Genomic DNA, 20613 nt, shown 5'->3' on the forward strand with positions numbered 1-20613 from the left:
TTTCAAACCAAAAGGCCCGGCTCAATTTTGAGCCGGGCCTTTTTACTGGATTACCGTCAGGCTCCCCTCTCTTTTGGAGAGGGGCCGGGGGTGAGGTTCCCCTATGCCGCAGCCAGCACTTCAGCGTCATTATTAGCAGGCGAATTCACGCGCTTGCTGATAACGTACTCTTTCATGGCGGCCGCGTCGTAGGGCATCAGCAGGTGCTGGTGGGCTTCCAGGCCCAGGCCATCATCCAGCCAGGCTTGCTCGGCCGAGCGGCTGGGCAGAATGACGGGCATGCGATTGTGAATGTTGGCCATTAGCGCATTGGGGTCGGTGGTGACGATGGTGAACGTAGGGTGTAGCTCGCCGGTGCTGCGGTCGAGCCACTCGTCCCAGAGGCCGGCAAAGGCAAACGGCTCCTCGCTGCGCAGCAGAATCCGGTGCGGCACCTTGCCCGCGGGCGTGGTTTGCCACTCGTAGAAGCTATCGGCCAGCACCAGGCAGCGCCGGCGGTCCAGCAGCTGCCGGAAAGACGGTTTTTCGGCCAGCGTTTCGGCGCGGGCGTTGATGGGCTTGGGGCCGTGGGCCGGGTCTTTGCTCCAACTGGGTACCAGGCCCCAGCTCAGTAACTGAATCTGGTGGGGAGCGGCGTTGGTGATGACCGGCAGGCGCTGCGAGGGCGCGGCGTTGAAGGTAGTGGGCGGCTGCTCGGTGAACTTAGCGTCGAAACGCTGCTCAACAACGGGCGCCGGGGCGATGAACGTGTAACGGCCACACATGCGGAAAGGCGTGAAATGGTGAGGTTAAAAATGGCTTTTTTGCCTCTTTTTAACACTAAACGGCCCTTTATCATTCAGGTTTACCCCGAATAGATAAAGGGCCGTTTGGGCACTTACCGGTTCACAACTGCAGCTTTCTATTTGTAGAGCTGCTCGTAGTACTGCTTGGCCATGCGGCCCGACTCAAACTCGGGCTCTACGTCCTTCATGGCGTTTTTCACCACCTTCAGAAACTGCTTGGGCTGCTCGTAGTACATCGGCAGCACCTTGGTTTCGAGCACGTCGAGCAGGGTGGTGGCCTCCTGGTCGTCCTTCACGTTGTCGGGCAGCTCCACTTCGGCGTGCGCGATGAGGAAGCCGTTGTCGCCGTCGCGGCAGAATTCGGGAATCCAGCCGTCGGCAATGCTCAGGTTCACGCTTGCGTTCATGGCGGCGGTCATGCCGCTGGTGCCACTGGCCTCGCGGGGGAAGCGGGGCGTGTTGAGCCAGATGTCGGAGCCTTTTTTCAGCGCGGCCGACAGACCCAGTTCGTAGCCCGTGAGCACGGCGCAGTTTTTCAGGTGGGCCGTGCGCTGGATAATTTCATTGAACAGGTCCACGGCGCCAAAGTCCTTGGGGTAAGGCTTGCCGGCCCAAATCATCTGGATGGGCCGCTTGGTGTTGCTGGCCAGCTGCACAAACCGGTCGAAGTGGCGCAGAATCAGGTCGGCGCGCTTGTAGCCGGCAAAGCGGCGGGACCACACGATGGTCAGCACGTCGGGGTCGAAGAGGTTGCCGGTTTGGTCGGCCACAATCTTGAACAGGTCCTTTTTCAGCTCGCGCTTGCGGGCCAGCAGGGCGGCGTCGTCCTTGGCTTTGTTGGCGGCGGCCAGCTGTGGGTCGCGCCAATAGAGGCCGTTCTGGCTGTTGGTGATGGGGATGATGGGGCAGATGCCCTCGTAGTGGCCCCACATTTCCAGGCTCACGATGCCGTGCACCTTGCTCACGGCGTTGGCCTTGCGGGAGAAGCGCAGGGCGGTGAGCGTGTAGTTCAGCGCGTCGTTCTCGATGCGGGCCACGCGGCGGATTTCCTGCTCGGGCACGTCGCCAAAGAAGCTCATGTCGGTGAGCAGCTTCATGGGGCGCTCCTCGTTGCCGGCCAGCTCGGGGGTGTGCGTGGTGAATACCAGGCGCTTCTGCACTTCGGCCAGGCTGCGGCCGTGCTGCTCGTAGAGATAGAACGCCAGCGGCAGGCCGTGGCCCTCGTTGAGGTGGTACACGTCGGTCTTGCGGCCGAGCAAGTCGAGCAGCTTGCCGCCGCCCACGCCCAGCAGGATGCTCTGGGCCACGCGGGCTGCCGCGTCCGGGTCGTAGAGGTGGTGCGAGATGGTGCGCGAGATGTAGTCGTTCTCGGCAATGTCGGTGGTCAGGAAGAACATCGGCACGGTGCCAAACACCTCCGGCGCCAGGTACAGGGCCTTCACGTGCACATCGGCCCCGTGAATGGTGATGGGAAACACCAGGCCGGTATCTTCCAAAAACGAGTAGTGCTTCTGGCGGAACTCGGCCCGCATGGTCTGGTCTTCGTTGCGACCCTGGTCGTAGTAGCCGAAGCTCCACAGAATGCTGATGCCCACCAGGTTCTGCTTCAGCTCGTAGGCCGAGCGCATGTGTGAGCCCGCCAGGAAGCCCAGGCCACCGGAGTACGTTTTCAGGGATTGGTCGATGGCAAACTCCATCGAGAAGTACGCCGCGGCCGTCTTGTATTTAGCTGCCGGCGTGTAAGGGTTGAACGTAAAAGCCATAGAAACATATCGCGCACGCTGCTGCCTGCGCCTGAGAGAGAAAATGCGAGATGGGGAAAACGGAGGCCGGAACTTCGACCTTAGCCCGCTGGGGGCGCAAGGTCCGAAGCATTCGACAAAGAACACAAAATGCCCGATAACCGAAAGCAGGCCAAGACTCAAAAGCCCTATGCGTCAGCGGGCTAGGCCCGACTACCGTAAAATTGGGCCAGCGGCTAGCCCGTCTAGGGCCGGAGCTTATCGGTGCCGAGGCTTTTTAGACAGAATCTACCTGCGTGGAAGGAAAATTAAAGAAACAATAAGCCTCCCGCTGGAGGCCGAACAATCAGTCTCTAACGGACGAGCTATAAGCCGGGTTTAAAAGAAGCCTTTTTTAACAAATAAATACAATCACGAAATTGGTAATAACTATTTCCATCAAATACACTATTCGTATATGCCATAATCTTACACTTCGTCTTCATACAATGTAAGTAACTAGCTATATTAACTTTGGCTGAATATTTCCACTTCCCATTTCAGCCCAATCCCTTATGCGCATGTCCTTTTCCGTACGCACCTTCGCGGCGCCCCTACTTGGAGCAATGCTATTTGCAAGCTGCTCCAAATCGGAGCTGACCCCGGCTACGCCCACGGCCACCGTCCTCCGGGCCGACGTTTCGGCGACGGGCTTCCCGGAGGGGTTTGAAACGGGCACCAAAACTGCCTACACCACCGGCAGCGTCACGCTGGGCTCGGGCTCCTGGACTCTGAACGATGCCCTGATTGGCAACACCACCGCCGACGTCAAGACCGGCACGCAGTCGGCGCGGGTGCGCAACAGCGGCTCGCTGAGCATGAACTTCGACCTGGCCGGTGGCGCCGGCGCCGTTACGGTCGACCACGCCAAGTACGGCACCGACGCCAGCAGCACCTGGGAGCTGTGGGCCTCCACCAACAGCGGCAGCACCTACACCAAAGTGGGCAGCACCATCACCACCAGCACCACTGCGCTCAGCACGGCCTCTTTCACCGTGAACCTAGCCGGCGCCGTGCGCCTGCAGGTGCGCAAAACCGACGGCACCACCAACCGCATCAGCTTCGACAACATCACGGTGCAGAGCTACGGCAGCGGCGGCGGTGGCTCCACGGGCGGCACCAAGTTCCTGTTTGACGCCAGCCACGCCGAGCTGGCCGGCAACGCCGACTGGGCCCTGGACGTGGACGCTGGCGTGACGCCCCGCTACCCCACCCCCGCGGCATCGGGCATCACGAGCACCACGGCCGAAACCTACTGGACGGCGGCGCTCTCCTCCTGGGGCGTGGCCCTGGTGAAGCTGGGCAACTCGGTGGAAAACCTGCCCGCAGGCACGGCCCTCACCTACGGCAATGCCTCCAACCCCCAGGACCTGGCCAACTACAACGTGTTTGTGGTGGATGAGCCCAACACGCTGTTTACCGCGGCGGAGAAGACGGCCATCATCAGCTTCGTGCAAAACGGCGGCGGCTTGTTCCTGATTTCCGACCACGACATCTCCGACCGCAACAACGACGGCTACGACTCGGTCGACATCTGGAACGACCTGATGACCAACAACTCGGTGCAGGCCAACCCATTCGGCCTGAGCATCAACTACACCAACATTTCCGAAACCACCAGCAACGTGCTGGCCAGCAGCACCAACCCCATTCTGCACGGCTCGCAGGGCGACGTCACCCAGCTCAAGTTCAGCAACGGCGCCACCATCACCAAAACCAGCGGCTCGCAGGCCCAGCCCCTGATTTGGCAGACCACGGCCACGCAGGGCCTCACCAACATTATGTGCGCCAGCAGCACCTACGGCACCGGCCGCGTGGTAGTCATCACCGACTCCTCGCCGGCCGACGACGGCACCGGCAGCCCCGGCAACACCGTGTACCCGGGCTGGACCGAAATTGCCAGCCACGCCAAGCTGCACATGAACGCCTCGCTCTGGCTGGCCAAGCAATTGTAAGGCGCTAAGCGCCGGCGGGCTACGTGCCCGGCCAGCACCTGTTCATTCCTTAAAAAGCCCGCTCCTGGATAAGGAGCGGGCTTTTTTGTGGTGGGCTTTGCCTCCGGACGCGGAGCGGCCATACAGGACCTTGCCCACTAAAACCGTTACTTTGACGTTCCGAAGCTCTTTTACGGTACCGTTTCGTTTATGAATTTCTTCCGCTTACTGCCGACTGCGGCCTTGCTGCTGGCCACGGCTGCTCCCGTCTCGGCGCGCCTGACCCCGGGCCTGCCGGCCGCCACCGCTCCTGCCGCCAAAGCCGCCCCCAGCGTGCGCATCGACCCCACCTTCTGGTGGGTGGGCATGAAAAACCCCAAGCTACAGCTGTTGGTGCACAGCCCCGGCATTGGGGCCAGCACGGCCACCCTGGCCACCTACCCCGGCGTGAGAGTGGAGGGCGTGCAGAAAGTGGAAAGCCCCAACTACCTGGTGGTGAACCTCAACATCGGCCCCAACGCGAAACCGGGCCAGCTCAAGCTCACCTTTCAAGGAGCCAAGAAGTTGAGCTACGCCTACGAGCTGCGGGCCCGCAACCAGGACCCCCAGCGCACCCAGGGGCTCTCCCAGGCCGACTTTATCTACATGCTGATGCCGGACCGCTTCTCGAACGGCGACCCCAAAAACGACGTGGTGAAAGGCACCCGCGTCAACCACATTGCCCGCGACTCGATGTATGCCCGCCACGGCGGCGACATCAAGGGCATTCAGAACCACTTTGCGTACTTCAAGCAGCTGGGCGCCACGGCCATCTGGCCCACGCCGCTGGTGGAAAACGACATGCCCAAGGCCAGCTACCACGGCTACGCGGTGACGGACTGCTACAAGATTGACCCGCGCTACGGCACCAACGCCGAGTACGTGCAGTTTGTGAAAGCCGCGCACGCCAACGGCCTGAAAGTGGTGCAGGACATCGTGCTCAACCACTGGGGCAGCTACCACCACTTGTTCCTCGACAAGCCCGGCGAAGACTGGTTCCACAAGTTCCCCAGCTTCACGCGCAGCAACTACAACGCCTTCGCCCTCAACGACCCCTACGCCTCGAAGCGCGACTACCAGCTGTTCAACGACGGCTGGTTTGACACCACCATGCCCGACGTAAACCAGGGCAACCCGCTGGTGGCTACCTACCTGATTCAGAACTTTCTGTGGTGGGTGGAAAGCACCGGCCTCGACGGCTACCGCATCGATACCTACCCTTATTCCGACCCGCAGTTTCTGATGGCCTGGGGCAAGGCCATTGCCGAGGAATACCCCAAGCTGGCTTTGTTTGGCGAGGCCTGGGAAGGCACCGAGGCCGAGCAGGCCTTCTTCGCCCAGAACATTTTCCCGCCGGTGAACGGCTTTAAGTCGAACCTGCCGGGCGTGCTCGACTTTCAAATCTGCTTCGCCATCTCCGATGCGCTGAAAACCGAAAACGGCGACCTGAGCAAGCTCTACCACGCCCTGCAGGGCGACTGGCTGTACGTAGACGCCACCCGCAACGTGCCCTTCCTTGACAACCACGACATGAGCCGCTTCTACTCGGTGGTGGGCGAAGACTTCAACAAGTTCAAAACAGGCATGGCCTGGCTGCTCACCCTGCGCGGCACCCCGCAACTCTACTACGGCACCGAGGTGCTAATGAAGAACTTCTCGAACCCCGACGGCAAGGTGCGCGAAGACTTTCCCGGCGGTTGGGCTGGCGACAAGACCAACTACTTCGCCACCCGCTCCGGCCAGGCCGGCGAAGCGTTCGACTACGTGAGCAAGCTGGCCAACTACCGCAAGACCCACCCCGTGCTGAGCAGCGGCAAGCTTATGCAGTTTATCCCGCAGGATGGCGTGTACACGTACTTCCGCTACAACGACGCCGGCGAGTGCGTGATGGTGATTGCCAACAACACCAAGGACGCGAAAAAGGTCGACGGCACGCGCTTCGCCGAGCGGTTCGCCGGCTTCACGTCGGGGCAGGAAGTGGTAAGCGGCGCCACCATCTCAGACCTCAAGACCCTGCAGGTGCCCGCGCACACGGCCTGGGTAGTTGAGCTGCGGAAGTAGCGCGCCGTTGCGCGAAGTTGAAGACGGAAATCTCGCAAAGACGAGCATGTTTTGTAACTTCTTGTCGCTACTTCGACTTAGCTCGATTCAGTCCCGGCAGTCGCAGTTTCCGGAATTTGCGGACCTTGATTTTTAACCTTAGCGACACCTTGCGCTTATGACCGACCTCACTGACCAAGTCGCCATCGTAACCGGGGCCAGCCGCGGCATTGGCCGGGCCGTGGCGCTGCTGCTCGCCCTGCAGGGAGCCAAAGTAGTGGCCGTGTCCCGCAGCGAGGCCGAGCTGGCCGAACTGACTTGCAAAACCAAGGGCCTGAGCATTGTGGCCGACGTATCGGACGAGCTGGACGCCCAGCACGTAATAGCCGAAACCCTGCGCAACTTCGGGCGCCTCGACATGCTCATCTGCAACGCCGGGGTGGGGTCGTTCAATCAGCTTGAGGATTTTGCTTCGGCCGAGTGGGACCGGATATTCGACACCAACGTGAAGGGCACCTTCCTGATGTGCAAGGCCGCGGTACCGCACTTTAAAGAGCGCAAAAAGGGCCACATCGTGGGCATTACCTCCGACGTGGCCAAGCGCACCTTCCCGCACGGCACCGTGTACGGGGCCAGCAAGTTTGCCCAGGATGCGCTGCTGGCCAGCCTGCGCAAGGAGGTGCGCCCCCACGGCATCAAGGTGACCACCATTTACCCCGGGCTGGTCGATACGCACTTCAACGACACCACACCCGGCAGCCCCGAAGCCGAAAAAACCCACCTGCGCCCCTCCGACATCGCCCAGGCCGTGCGCTACGTGCTCGAAGCCCCAGCCCACGTGGTAGTCGACGAGCTGATGCTGCACCCCTTCACGCAGGAATGGTAATATTTCACTTAATGAAGATTTTTTGGGCTTAACTGCCCACTATTAGGGGCCGATTCTTCCTTCTTCATTAAGCGCTGCGCTATCTTGCCGCACCATGAAAAAATTGTTGCTGGCTGGCGGCCTTCTCTCTTTGGCTGCATTCTCTTTGCCCAACCCTCCCGTGCCTACTAAACGCACCACCACCAACGACCCCAACACCACCGCGGAGGTACCCCAGGACAACAAGTTGGTCATCTACCAGTTGATGACGCGCTTGTTTGGCAACAAGGTGGCCCTGAACAAGCCCTACGGTACCATCGCGGAAAACGGCTGCGGCAAGTTCAACGACATCACCGACAAGGCCCTCGACGAAATCAAGAAGATGGGCGTGAGCCACGTGTGGTACACCGGCGTGATTGAGCACGCCACCATGACGGACTACGCCGCCCAGGGCATCCCCGCCGACGACGCCGACGTGGTAAAGGGCCGCGCCGGCTCGCCCTACGCCATCAAGGACTACTACGACGTGGCGCCCGACCTGGCCGTGGTGGTGAAAAACCGCATGCCCGAGTACGAGGCCCTCATCAAGCGCACCCACGACCACGGCCTGAAGGTGCTCATGGACTTCATTCCGAACCACGTGGCGCGCTCCTACAAGTCGGACGCCAAGCCCCAGGGCGTGGTGGACCTGGGCGCCCAGGACGACAAGACCAAGGCCTTCGCGCCCAACAACAACTTCTACTACCTACCCGGCAAGAGCTTTGTGGTGCCCGCCGGCTACAACCCGCTGGGCCCGCTCCGGGGCCCGCGCGAAGACGGCAAGTACACCGAAACCCCCGCCAAAGCCACCGGCAACGACGTATTCTCGGAAGCCCCGCACGTCGACGACTGGTTTGAAACCACCAAGCTCAACTACGGCGTGGACTACCAGAACGCCCGCAAAGGGTACTTCAGCCCCGTGCCCGACACTTGGAAGAAGATGCGCGACATTCTCGTATTCTGGGCTGGCAAAAAAGTAGACGGCTTCCGCTGCGACATGGCCGAGATGGTGCCCCTGGAGTTCTGGGCCTACGTCATTCCGGAGGTGAAAAAGGTGAACCCCAACATCATCTTCATCGCCGAAGCCTACAACCCCAAGCAGTACAAAACCTTCCTGGAGCAGGGCAAATTCGACTTTCTCTACGACAAAGTGGGCCTCTACGACGGCCTGCGCCGCCTCATGCGGCAGGAAGGCTCCACCGAGGACATCACCAAGGTGTGGAAGGAAGAAAGCAACGGCTTCGCGTCGCACATGCTGCGCTTTCTGGAAAATCACGACGAGCAGCGCATTGCCTCCAAGGACTTTGCCACCGACCCCAAGCGCGCCATTCCGGCCATGACCGTGACGGCCACCCTAGCCAGCGGCCCGGTGATGCTTTATTCCGGCCAGGAAGTGGCCGAGCCCGCCCACGGCAGCGAAGGCTTCAGCGGCGAAGACGGCCGCACGTCCATCTTCGACTACTGGGGCGTGCCCGAGCACCAGAAGTGGATGAACCAGGGCAAGTTCGACGGGGCCAAGCTCAGCGCGGAGCAGAAAAACCTGCGCAGCTTCTATGCCCGCTTGCTCAACCTAGCCAGCACCAGCGACGCCATCCGCAAAGGGCGCTTCTACGAGCTGCAGGACGCCAACAACCTGGGCAAGGAATACAACCAGAAGCACCTCTACACCTACCTGCGCTACACCGACAAGCAGCAGCTGCTGGTGGTGGTCAACTTCAGCGCCGACAAAACCTACCGGCCTACCATCAACGTGCCCGCCGAGGCCGTGGCGGCCATGGGCCTGAACACCAAAAAATTCTACACCTACACCGACGTGCTGAACCCGGGCGAGGTCCGCAACACCCTCAACCTCACGCTAGCTCCGTTATCGGCCTATATATTTGAAATAAAGCCCCGGTAACGTTGCCGGAGTACACGGCGGAATTTTGTAAGTTTGAAGGCCGTGCCGCCCCCACCACCGGAGGGCTGCGCGGCCTTCACTTTCTTCCCCTTCTCCGATGGCTGCTCCCACCGCCGTTTCCTCGGTTAGTACCCGCGAAAAACCCCGCCTCAGCTTCTGGCAAATCTGGAACATGAGTTTCGGATTCCTCGGCATTCAATTCGGCTTTGCGCTGCAAAACAGCAACATGAGCCGGATTTTTGAAACCATGGGGGCCAAGACCGACGAAATAGCCTACCTGTGGCTGGCCGCGCCCATCACGGGCCTGCTGGTGCAGCCCATCATCGGCTACCTGTCCGACCGCACCTGGCACCCCACCTTTGGCCGGCGGCGCCCCTTCTTTTTCATCGGGGCGGTGCTGGCTTCTCTGGCCCTGGTGGTGATGCCCAACGTGACGGCGCTCTGGATGGCGGCCGGCATGCTCTGGATTCTGGACTCGAGCATCAACATTTCCATGGAGCCCTTCCGGGCCCTGGTCGGCGACCTGCTGCCCTCGCAGCAGCGCACCACGGGCTTTGGCGCCCAAACCTTCTTTATCGGCGTGGGGGCCATCGTGGGCTCCTCACTGCCGTGGATATTCGCCAACTGGTTTGGCGTATCCAACACGCCCGAGCCCGGCCACATTTCGCTATCGCTGAAGTACGCGTTTTACGTGGGCGGGCTGGTGTTCTTCCTCGCCGTGCTCTGGACCATCCTGCGCACCAAGGAGTACCCGCCCGAAAACCTAGCCGAATTTGAAGCCGAAAAGAAGCGCACGGCCGGCTTTGCTAACGGCTTCCGGGAGTCGTTTCAGGGCATCTTCCACATGCCCAAAACCATGCGTCAGCTGGCCGTGGTGCAGTTCTTTTCCTGGTTTGCGCTGTTTTCGATGTGGATATACACCACGCAGGCCGTCACCAGCCACGTGTTCCACACCACCGACACCACCTCAGCGCTCTACAACAAAGGCGGCGACTGGGTGGGCGTGTGCTTCTCAGTCTACAACGGCTTGTCGGCGGTAGTAGCCCTGCTGCTGCCCATGGTGGCCCGGGCCACCAGCCGCCGCTTCACCCACATGCTGGCCTTGGTAATGGGTGGCGTGGGGCTAATTTCCATCTACTTCATTCACGACTACCACTACATCCTGTTGTCGATGGTGGGCGTGGGCATTGCCTGGGCCAGCATCCTGTCGGTGCCCTACGCCATGCTGGCCGGGGCCCTGCCCGCCAATAAGATGGGCTACTACATGGGCGTGTTCAACTTCTTTATCGTAATTCCGCAAGGCGCGGCCGGCCTGATTCTGGGCCCGCTCACCAAGCATGTGTTTCACGACCAGCCCATTTACACCCTCATGCTAGGCGGCGTGTCCATGATAATCTCGGGCCTGCTCACCCTGCGCGTGCACGACGCCGACGACATCCGCCTGCCCATCGAAGCGCCCGCCGAAAGCCTGGGCTACGACGCCCTCTCCCCCGCCAACCCGGAAGTATAATTGGGTATTTTCCGCTGCGTACTTCTACGGCCTTTGGCCTAGAAACCCGCACTAATCCCAGCAACAGCCGCCAGCCCTGCCTGCGTATCCAGAAGGTTCATCTTTCGGGTCTCGTATGCTGCTGGCGGCTGTTTTCTTTGGGCTATTCTTTAGTGTTTGCATCGCCGCGTTGGTGTGGCCCCGGCCGCGGGCCCGGCGGCGGGGGCCCCGGCGGGTGGGCCGGCCACGGGTGAGCATTCTGGTAGCGGCCCGCAACGAGGAGGCCACCATCGAGCGCTGCCTTCGCTCGCTGGCTGCCCAGCATTACCCAGCCAGCCGCCTGGAAATCCTGATTGCCGACGATGGCTCCACCGACAACACGGCCGCGGTGGTGCGGGCCTTTATTGCGGGCAAGCCGCAGTTTCGGCTGCTGGCGGTGCCCGGCGGCGCGGGTGCCATCCGGGGCAAGACCAATGCCCTGGCCCACCTCTGCCGCGTGGCCACGGCCGACTATTTCCTGTTTACCGATGCTGACATGGCGTTGGCGCCCGACTGGGTTTCGGCCATGCTGGCTGCCGCCACGCCCGGGGTGGGCGTGGTCACGGGCATCACCACGGCCGGGGGCGGCCTGTTTGGGCGCCTGCAGGGGCTGGACTGGCTTTTTGGGCTGAACCTCATCGGCTTGCTGGCCGACCACGGCCTGCCCGCCACCGCCCTGGGCAACAACATGCTCCTCACCCGCGCGGCCTACCACGACGTGGGCGGCTACGAGGGCATGGCCTTCAGCACCCACGAAGACCTGCAGATATTTCGGCGCATCGTGGCCCGGGGCTGGGGCTTCCGCAACCTTTGCTCGCCGGCCGTGCTGGGGGTTTCGGCCCCCCAGCCCACCGTGGCCGCCTTGCTCCAGCAACGCAAGCGCTGGATGAAAGGCACCACCGACTTGCCGTGGTATTGCAGCGGGTTGTTTGGGCTCTACGCGGCTTTTTACACCGTGCTGTTCTGGCCGGGCCTGCTGCCGCTGGCGCCGTTGGCACTGCTGTACGGCGGCAAAGTATTCCTCCAAACTTTGTTTTTGCACGCTGCCCTGCGCCGGGTGGGGCGGCGCGAGCGGCTGGGCGTGCTGCTGCTCTACGAGCCCTACCTGTGCCTGATGTCGGTGCTGGTGCTGGCGTACGTGCTGTGGCCCGGGCCCGTAGAGTGGAAGCAGCGCCGCTACACCTGGGCCGAGGCCTGAGGCCCTACTCAATCAGCATTTCGGCCACTTCCCGGCCCGTGGCCAACGCCGCATTCAGCGAAGGGTAAGCCGCCCAATCGCTGCAGCGGTACAGGCCCTCGGCCAGCTTGAGGGGCTGCCGAACCGGCTGCCCCGCCAGGTACACGGGCAAGGCGGCGGCAATGCGGTAGGTGCGCAGGTGCTGCCACTGCCGGGCCGCGGGTCCAAACCATGCCGCCAGCTCTTCGCGCAGGCGGGTTGTAAGTTCGGCTCCGTTCAGGCTGCGTTCGCCGTGGGTGCTCACCGAAACCAGCGACTTCCCCGCCGGGGCGTACGCCGCGCTGACATCGGCCGGGAAGCTCACGTTGTGGGCCAGCGCGTTGGGGCTGGCGTTCAGCCGCAAGAGTTTATCGCCCCGGCCCGGCGAATGGCCTTCGGCCGCGAAATAGGTACACGTAGTAATGCGCGCCGCCGTGGGAAAGCTGGCGGCTTTCACGCTGAAGCCGTCGTCGGCGTTGCCGCTGCGGCCGGCCAGCAGGCGCAGGGCCGTGAGCCCGTCGGTGGCCACCACCACGGCCGCGCCCTGCAGCACCTGCCCCGAGGTGAGCCGTACCTGCGTGCCCTCCACCGCCGCTACCGGTGTACTCAGGCGCACGGCTCCGGCGGGCAGGCGGCTGGCCAGCTGCTCGGGCAGCTGCTGCATGCCCAGGGCCGGGATGGCGGCCTCGCCGGTCACAAACTGCTGAAACACAAACTCGAAGAAATTGCTGGCTGTGCTCAGGTCCCGGTCGAGAAAGACACCCCCGAAGAACGGCTTGAAAAAGGTGTTTATCATCTGCTCGCTCCAGCCGTAGCGCCGCAGGAAGCTGAGCGTATCGGTGGCCGGGCGGGCCAGCAGTTCTTCCGGCGTGTACTTCAGCACGTGCCGCACCAGGCTCACGATGCGCAGCTTATCGGCCAGCGTACCGACGGGGGATTTAAGCGCCGAAAAAGCTGCCAGCGGGCGCTGCAGCGGGTTTTGCAAGGCGGTTTCCTGGCCGTCGGGCATCCGAATAACGGCGCCCGAGCGAAAGGCTTTCAGGTTCAATGCCTGGTAGTCGAACATGCGCCGCGCCTCGGGGTAGTTGGTGAGCAGCACTTGGAAGCCCCGGTCAAGCCGGAAGCCCTCGGCGGTCACGTCGGTGCGCACGCGGCCGCCCACCGCATCCGCCGCATCGAGCACCAGCACCGACTGGCCGGCGCGGTGCAGCCACGTGGCGCAAGCCAAGCCGGCCATGCCAGCGCCAACGATGATGATGGGTTTTGAACTAGAAATCATGAATGGAAAGATGACACAGACAGCCCAATCCGGTTAGGAGAATACAGCCGGGCCCGGAAGGTGCGAATTGTTGCACTACCTGCAACTGCGTAGAATAGGCTCCATACGCAGGGAGCAGCGCAAAGGTCGAGGTTGACCTAAAACAGCTTGGGCATCTTGTGTTCCTTCCACTTTTTGCGCGTTTTCATGGTCCAGAACTCGGCCACGCCGTCCCGCCGCAGGCTCATTTGCCAGGCGCCCATCTGCTGGCCCAAGCGGTAGCCGGTGGCCTGGTCCTGCGGGTACCGCTTCTGAATAAGGGCGTAGTCGGCAGGGGCAATGTCTTTGCCAACCTCGCCGTGGCAGCGCAGGCAGAGGGCATTGTTGAGCACAATGGGCCGCTGGTAGAAAAACACTTCCTGCGACTCGCGCGAGATGGTGCGGGTGGTGTCGGTGCGCATTTCGCCGGCCGGCAGCACGCCGCGGTGGGCGGGGTTGCGGGGCCGTTCGCTCACGCGGCGGGGCGTGGCCTTGAGCACGCCCGCCAGCGAATCCACGAAGCGGTAGGTTTCCGGCTTGCAAAACGCGGCTGCCCGGGCCACGCCGCCCGCGGCCAGCTCGCGGGCCAGGGTGCGGCGCAGCAGCGTGTCGGCTGTGGCGCTGAGCGAATCGCCAGCCCAACGGGTGGCGTGCAGCAAGTCTTTGGGCATGATACGCTTCACTTCCCAGTTCTCGGCTTCGATGCCGATGCGCTTGCTGTCCTTGAGGTGCTCAATCTGGTCGGGGCGGCAGCCGGTAGCCGCCAGGGCCACGGCCAGCACAAGGGAGCTGCACCTGCCGGCACGATTGGCTGCCGGGCGCAGCAAGTTGAAGAGGCGAAAAAGGGGGTTTGACATCAAGGAGTGCATGCAGTCGAAAGAAACGCGGAACGCGCCGCGGCCCGTTCCTACGCCATTAAGTAGGCTTTGAGTTGTTCGTAATCAACCGCCAGCGGGACGCTTCGTTTTGGCCGGCCCTGCAGGTGCTGCACCGCCGCGGGCAGCGGAATGGCGTGGCCCAGAATTGGCTCCACTACGTCGGGAAATTTGACGGGGTGCGCCGTGGCCAGAATCAGTCCTTCGGCCGCGGCGTGCTGTGCCTGGTAGCGGCGCAGGGCAGTGTAGGCCACGGCGCCGTGCGGGTCCAGCAGGTAGCCATCCTTGGCCCAAACCTGGCGAATCGCAGCCACGGTTTCGGCATCGGTCACGGTATCGGCGCTCAGGGCCGCCCGCATCTTGCCCAGGTCGTTGTCGAACAGCTCCAGAATGCGGGCAAAGTTGCTGGGGTTGCCCACGTCCATAGCATTGGAGAAGGTGGCCACGGCAGGGCGGGCTGTAAAATGGCCAGTGCGCAGGTACACTGGCACGGGGTCGTTGGCGTTGCAGGCCGCAATAAAATGGCCCAATGGAAGCCCCGAAGCCTGCGCCAGCAAACCAGCGCACAGGTTGCCAAAGTTGCCGCTGGGCACCGACACCACCGGCGCGGGCGCCGTGGCCGGCCACTGCTGCCAGGCAAAGCAGTAGTAAAGCTGCTGCGGCAGCCACCGCGCCACGTTGATGGAGTTGGCCGAGGTGAGGTAGCGCCGTTGGGCTAAATCCGGGTCGCGAAAGGCCTGCTTTACTAAGGCCTGGCAATCATCAAAAGTGCCGTCTACTTCGAGCGCGGCAATGTTTTGGCCCAAGGTGGTGAGCTGCTGCTCCTGCACCGGGCTCACCTTGCCCGAAGGGTAGAGTATCACCACTTCCACGCCCGGCACGCCCAGAAAGCCGCTGGCCACCGCGCCGCCCGTGTCGCCAGAAGTGGCCACCAGCACCGTCACGGGCGGCGTGTCGCCGCGTTGGGCAAAGTAGCCCAGGCAGCGGCTCATAAACCGCGCCCCCACGTCTTTAAACGCCAGCGTGGGCCCGTGAAACAGCTCTAGCGCCGTCACGCCCGGCTCCACGGGCACCAGCGGGAAGTCAAAGTCCACCGCCTCGGTGCAGATGCGCTGCAAGTCGCTGTCGGGCATGGTGCTGCCCACGTAGGGCCGCATCACGTTCAGGGCCACCGTGGCTTTGCTCAGGCTGCGCAGCTCGCGCACAAAGCCCGCCGGAAACTTCGGGATGGATTCGGGGAAATACAGGCCGCCATCGGGCGCCTGCCCGGTTACGGCGGCGGTGCGAAAGTCAACCCGCGGCGACTGGTGGCGGAGGCTGTAGTATTTCATTTAACAAGTAGCAATTAACATTTAACAGCGGCCAGCGTGTAGAGCGGAGTGGTAGTAGGGCATCTTATCACGTCGTCTGTCATGCAGAGCGCAGCGAAGCATCTTATCACGTCACAACGTTTCGTGCAGCGGTGATAAGATGCTTCGCTGCGCTCTGCATGACACGAGGCCTGGTTGAGCTAAATAAGTCGTTCTGTTTTCAAACCTCACGATTCGCAAATAACCTTCGCGCCTTCCGTGCCCACTGGGCCCACGTAGGTTTTGAACTCAATGCCCAGCTCCGCAAAAACGCTGCCCAGCGCCTCCCCTACCGCCTGCGCAATGGCCTCGGTTTTGTTCAGCATGAAAATGGATGGGCCTGATCCGGAAATACCGCCCCCGATGGCGCCGGCGGCCAGCGCCCGTTTCCGCGCCTCGGCCAGGCCCGGAATGAGCGCCTGCCGGGCCGGCTCTACGATATAATCGTCCAGCGAGCGGCCAATCAGCTCATAATCTGCCGTGAGAAAGCCCGATACCAGGCCGGCTACGTTGGCCCACTGGCGCACGGCCAGCCCCAGCGGCACCGCGGCGGGCAGCACCTTGCGCGACTCGCTGGTTTTCACCTCAATTTGGGGGTGCACCACGGCCACCCACATGGGCGGCGCGGGCAGGGCCACAATGTCGATGGCCGGCTCCAGGGCCCGCACCACGGTGAACCCGCCAAAAATGGCCGGCGCAATGTTGTCGGCGTGGCGCGCACCGGAAGCCACGGCCTCGCCAGCCATGGCGAAGTCAATCAGCTCCATTTTGGTAAAGCGGTTGCCCAACAAGGCGTTGGCGCCCACCACGGCGCCCGCAGCACTGGCCGAGCTGCTGCCCACGCCGCTGCCGGGCATAATGCCTTTGGTGATTTCGACCTCGAAGCCGATTTCTTCCGGAACCTCGCGCAGGAGCGCCAGCAGGGCCACGCCGGCCACGTTGCGGGTGGGGTCGGTGGGCAGGTTATAGCCGTCGAGGTGCCGGATGCACACGCCCGGCGTGGCGGTGCGCCGCAGGCGGATGGTGTCGTAGGGAGCGGCCAGGGCCAGGCCCAGCACATCGAAGCCGCAGCCCAGGTTGGAAAGGGTAGCCGGTGAGTGAACGAGAACGGAATCGGGCATAAAGAATTGAATTAAAAATTAACAATGAAGAATTAAAAAGGGCCTTGGCCAGCTTCCTTCATTGCCCAATTTTTAATTCTTCATTGTTAATTTTTAATTGATTTACACCCGCGCGGCGCGGACGATGTCGGCAAATACGCCCGAGGCAGTGACTTCGGCACCGGCGCCCGCGCCTTTCACCACGAGCGGTTGCTCCACGTACCGGTCGGTGTAGAACAGCACCACGTTGTCTTTGCCGCGCAGGTCGTACAAATCGTGGCCGGGCGCTACCTGCTGCAGGCCCACGGCGGCGTGCCCGTCGGCGTAGCGCGCCACAAACTTCAGGCGCTTGCCCGCCGCGGTGGCCTCGTCGTACAGCGCGCGAAAGTGGGCTTCGTGCGCCGCCATCTGGGTGTAAAAGGCTTCCACGTCGCCGTCGAGGCAGGCGGGGGGCAGGAAGGTGTCGATTTCGATGTCGCTCATTTCCATCACTTCCCCGGCTTCGCGGGCCAGAATCAGGATTTTGCGGGCCACGTCGCTGCCGCTCAGGTCGAGGCGCGGGTCGGGCTCGGTGTAGCCTTCGGTCTGGGCCTGGCGCACCACCTCGGCGAAGGGCCGGGTGCCGTCGTAGTTATTGAAGACGAAGTTGAGCGTGCCCGAAAGCACGGCCTGCATGCGCCGCACCACGTCGCCGCTGCGCGTGAGGTCGTTGAGGGTGCCGATGATGGGTAGGCCGGCGCCCACGTTGGTTTCGAACAGGAAGCTGGCGTTGAATTCCGTCGACAGGCTTTTGAGGCGCGCGTAGTGGGCATAGTCCGAGGAGCAGGCCACCTTGTTGCAGGCCACCACGGCGATGCTTTTCTCCAGCAGATGCGGGTAGCAGCGGGCCGCGGCGGGGTTGGCGGTCACGTCAACAAAAATGGAATTGCGCAGGTTCCGGCTGATGATGAGCTGGGTAAACGCTTCCAGGCTCTGCGGCGGGGCGTCGGCCAGCTCGGCGGGCCAGGCGGTCAGGTCCAGTCCCTGCTCGTTCACAATGCAGTGACGGCTGCTGGCAATGGCCACCACGCGCACCTGCAAGCCCAGCTTCTCGAGCAGGTGCTGCTGCTGGTGCGCCAGCTGCTCGAGCAGCTTGCTGCCCACGTTGCCGGGACCCAGAATAAAGAGGTTGACCTGCTTGTAGGTGGCTTCAAAAAAGGCTTCGTGGAGCACGTTGATGGCCTTGCGCACGTCGGCAGCCCGAATCACGGTCGAAATATTTTTTTCCGAAGCGCCCTGCGCAATGGCCCGGATGTTCACGCCGTTCTGGCCCAGGGCCCCAAACAGCTTGCCGCTGATGCCGGGGTGGTCCTTCATATTCTCGCCCACCAGCGCCACAATGGCCAGCTCGCGCTCGGGACGCAGGGGCTCGATGCGGCCCGCCGCAATTTCCACCGCAAACTCCTCATCTACCGCCACCTGGGCCGTGGCGGTATCGGCCTCGTTTACCCCCACACAGATGGAGTGCTCCGACGAGCTCTGGGTGATGAGCACCACGTTGATGCGCTCGCGGGCCAGGGCCGCAAACAGCCGCATCGAAAAGCCGGGAATGCCCACCATGCCGCTGCCTTCCAGGTTGAGCAGCGTGAGGTTGCCGATGCTGGAAATGCCCTGCACCACGGCCGCCGTGCGGGGCGGCTTTACCTCCACCAGTGTGCCGTAGTCGGCCGGGGCGAAGGTGTTTTTTATCCAGAGCGGAATGCCGCGCCGCATCACGGGCTGAATGGTGGGCGGGTAGAGCACCTTGGCGCCGAAGTGCGACAGCTCCATGGCCTCCTGGTACGAAATGCGGTCGATGGGCCGGGCGCCGCGCACCAGGCGCGGGTCGGCGGTCATCATGCCGCTCACGTCGGTCCAGATTTCCAGCACGTCGGCGTTGAGCGCGGCGGCCAGCAGGGCGGCGGTGTAGTCGGAGCCGCCCCGGCCCAGCGTGGTGGTCACACCGTGCCCATCGGACCCGATGAATCCGGGCACCACCCAGACTTTGCCGGGGTTTTTGGCCCGGAACGCGGCCACCTGCTGCTCGGTGGCCGCCGTGTTTACCTCGGCGGTGCCAAAGCGGGAATTGGTGCGAACCAGCTGCCGGGCGTCGGCCCACACGGCGTCCAGGCCCTGGGCTTTGGCCGCGGCCGCTACCAGGCGCGACGACAGCAGCTCACCGTAGCTCATGAGCTTGTCCAGCGTGCGGGCCGACAATTCGCCCAAGGCAAAAATGCCGTCGCAAAACCGCCGCAGCTCCACAAACTGCACGGTAATGGCGTCGGCCTCGGACTTTTGCACGCCGCCATCCAGCAGTGCCTGCGCCGCTGCTATGTGGCGGTGCTGCAGCTGGTTGAGGGCTTCGCTATAAGAAGGGTCGGCGGAAGCGGCGGCCCGGCCGGCGCCAATCAGCGCATCGGTGGTGCCACCCAGCGCGGATACCACCATTACCACTTCTCCCTGGCCCACAGCCGTGGCTACGATGGCAATCGATTTTCGAATATTTTCGGCGGAGGCGACGGAAGTCCCCCCGAATTTTAACACTTGCATAAACTCGGACTTCAGGGCAGATGTTAGGTAATGGTTCTGAAGGAACGTCCAGGCCAAACGGCGGTGTTTGAATTCAGTACCTTTGCAAACTACAGACTAATTACCGAACACCGATGCTTGATAAACTAGAAGCCATCAGCCAGCGCTACAATAACGTAAACGAGGAACTGATGCAGCCCGACGTCATGTCGGACCTGAAGCGTTATAAAGCGCTCAACAAAGAATATAAAGAACTGGGGAAAATTGTAACTGAATATCGCAATTACCAGGGCGTGCTCAGCAACATCGAAAACGCCCGCCAGGTAATTTCGACCGAAAAGGACGAGGACTTCCGCCAGATGGCCAAGGACGAGCTCGACGAACTGCTGCCCGAGCAGGAGCGCCTCGAAGACGTTATCAAAGACCTGCTGCTGCCCAAGGACCCCAACGACTCGAAAGATGTCATCATGGAAATCCGGGCCGGCGCGGGCGGCGACGAAGCCGCCATTTTTGCCGGCGACCTGCAGCGCATGTACATGCGCTTCGCCGAAAAGCAGAACTGGAAAATGGAGCTGATTGACGCCATGGAAGGCACCGCCGGCGGCTACAAGGAAATCATTGTGGCCGTGCGCGGCGAAGACGTGTACGGCAAGCTCAAGTTTGAAAGCGGCGTGCACCGCGTGCAGCGCGTGCCGGCCACCGAAACCCAAGGTCGCATCCACACCAGCGTGGCTTCCATTGTGGTAATTCCGGAAGTGGAGGAATTTGACGTGGAGCTGAACATGAGCGACATCCGCAAGGATTATTTCTGCTCCAGCGGCCCCGGCGGCCAGTCGGTAAACACGACGTATTCGGCCGTGCGCCTCACCCACTTGCCCTCCGGCCTCGTGGCCCAGTGCCAGGACCAGAAGTCGCAGCTCAAGAACTTCGACAAGGCCCTGGCGGTGCTGCGCTCCCGCGTGTACGACATGGAGCTGGCCAAAAAGAACGAAGCCGACGGCTTGGTGCGCAAAAGCATGATTGGCGGCGGCGACCGCTCGGATAAAATCCGTACTTACAACTACCCCCAGGGCCGCGTGACCGACCACCGCATCGGCTACACGGTGTACAACCTGTCCAGCGTGATGGAAGGCAACATCGACGACTTTGTGGAGCAGCTCCGCATCGCCGAAAGCGCCGAGCGCCTGCAGGAAGGCGTAACCAAGTAATAGCCAAACGAAAACTCCCCTCCTCATCCAGGAGGGGAGTTTTCGTTCCAGAAAAATTGAGCTAAATGGCTCGTGGAACGCTGCCCAACGGGCCGTTCTGGCCGGCGATA

14 protein-coding genes are annotated in these 20613 nt (G+C 62.3%); 7 read left to right on the forward strand and 7 right to left on the reverse strand.

Annotated elements, in window-relative coordinates:
- Positions 1–101: 101 nt before the first annotated feature.
- Together AUC43_RS03365 and glgP are read right to left on the reverse strand one after the other, a co-directional pair.
- Positions 102–764, reverse strand: coding sequence for an SOS response-associated peptidase (locus tag AUC43_RS03365; RefSeq protein WP_068189960.1), 663 nt, complete (start codon positions 762–764; stop codon positions 102–104).
- A 137-nt stretch (positions 765–901) separates the two neighbouring features.
- Entirely contained in the window at positions 902–2548 is a 1647-nt protein-coding gene (gene glgP / locus AUC43_RS03370; RefSeq protein ID WP_068189964.1) for an alpha-glucan family phosphorylase, read from the reverse strand.
- 539 nt (positions 2549–3087) lie between these two features.
- Here glgP and AUC43_RS03375 point away from each other — a divergent pair.
- From AUC43_RS03375 to AUC43_RS03400, 6 genes are all read left to right on the forward strand, one after another.
- Positions 3088–4521, forward strand: coding sequence for a hydrolase (locus tag AUC43_RS03375; protein WP_157780907.1), 1434 nt, complete (start codon positions 3088–3090; stop codon positions 4519–4521).
- 189 nt (positions 4522–4710) lie between these two features.
- On the forward strand, positions 4711–6600 hold the full coding sequence (locus AUC43_RS03380; RefSeq protein ID WP_068189972.1) for an alpha-amylase family glycosyl hydrolase: 1890 nt from the start codon (positions 4711–4713) through the stop codon (positions 6598–6600).
- A gap of 157 nt (positions 6601–6757) precedes the next feature.
- Entirely contained in the window at positions 6758–7465 is a 708-nt protein-coding gene (locus AUC43_RS03385; RefSeq protein WP_068189975.1) for an SDR family oxidoreductase, read from the forward strand.
- Between the two features lie 94 nt (positions 7466–7559).
- The gene (locus AUC43_RS03390) at positions 7560–9383 is read left to right on the forward strand and encodes an alpha-amylase family glycosyl hydrolase (protein ID WP_068189978.1); all 1824 of its coding nucleotides are present in this window, start codon (positions 7560–7562) and stop codon (positions 9381–9383) included.
- A 97-nt stretch (positions 9384–9480) separates the two neighbouring features.
- Positions 9481–10893 carry an MFS transporter gene (locus AUC43_RS03395; RefSeq protein WP_082684879.1) on the forward strand — a complete coding sequence of 471 codons (1413 nt, stop codon included), beginning with the start codon at positions 9481–9483 and terminating at the stop codon, positions 10891–10893.
- 115 nt (positions 10894–11008) lie between these two features.
- On the forward strand, positions 11009–12109 hold the full coding sequence (locus AUC43_RS03400; protein ID WP_068189980.1) for a glycosyltransferase: 1101 nt from the start codon (positions 11009–11011) through the stop codon (positions 12107–12109).
- 4 nt (positions 12110–12113) lie between these two features.
- Here AUC43_RS03400 and AUC43_RS03405 read toward each other — a convergent pair whose 3' ends face one another.
- The 5 genes from AUC43_RS03405 to thrA all read right to left on the reverse strand — a co-directional run bounded on the left by AUC43_RS03405 (position 12114) and on the right by thrA (position 19316).
- The gene (locus tag AUC43_RS03405; RefSeq protein WP_071885807.1) at positions 12114–13406 is read right to left on the reverse strand and encodes a protoporphyrinogen/coproporphyrinogen oxidase; all 1293 of its coding nucleotides are present in this window, start codon (positions 13404–13406) and stop codon (positions 12114–12116) included.
- A gap of 137 nt (positions 13407–13543) precedes the next feature.
- Complete coding sequence (locus AUC43_RS03410) at positions 13544–14281, reverse strand: c-type heme family protein (protein ID WP_068189982.1); 738 nt, start codon at positions 14279–14281, stop codon at positions 13544–13546.
- Between the two features lie 50 nt (positions 14282–14331).
- On the reverse strand, positions 14332–15630 hold the full coding sequence (gene thrC / locus AUC43_RS03415; protein WP_068189985.1) for a threonine synthase: 1299 nt from the start codon (positions 15628–15630) through the stop codon (positions 14332–14334).
- Positions 15631–15836: 206 nt separating this feature from the next.
- A complete protein-coding gene (locus tag AUC43_RS03420) occupies positions 15837–16769 on the reverse strand; it encodes a homoserine kinase (protein WP_068189987.1) in 933 nt (310 codons plus the stop codon).
- A gap of 102 nt (positions 16770–16871) precedes the next feature.
- Positions 16872–19316, reverse strand: coding sequence for a bifunctional aspartate kinase/homoserine dehydrogenase I (thrA, locus tag AUC43_RS03425; protein WP_068189989.1), 2445 nt, complete (start codon positions 19314–19316; stop codon positions 16872–16874).
- Positions 19317–19429: 113 nt separating this feature from the next.
- Between thrA and prfA the strand changes: the two genes are divergently transcribed.
- A complete protein-coding gene (gene prfA / locus AUC43_RS03430; RefSeq protein WP_068189992.1) occupies positions 19430–20503 on the forward strand; it encodes a peptide chain release factor 1 in 1074 nt (357 codons plus the stop codon).
- Positions 20504–20613: the final 110 nt, after the last annotated feature.

Source organism: Hymenobacter sedentarius, from assembly GCF_001507645.1.
Taxonomy (GTDB): Bacteria; Bacteroidota; Bacteroidia; order Cytophagales; family Hymenobacteraceae; genus Hymenobacter; species Hymenobacter sedentarius.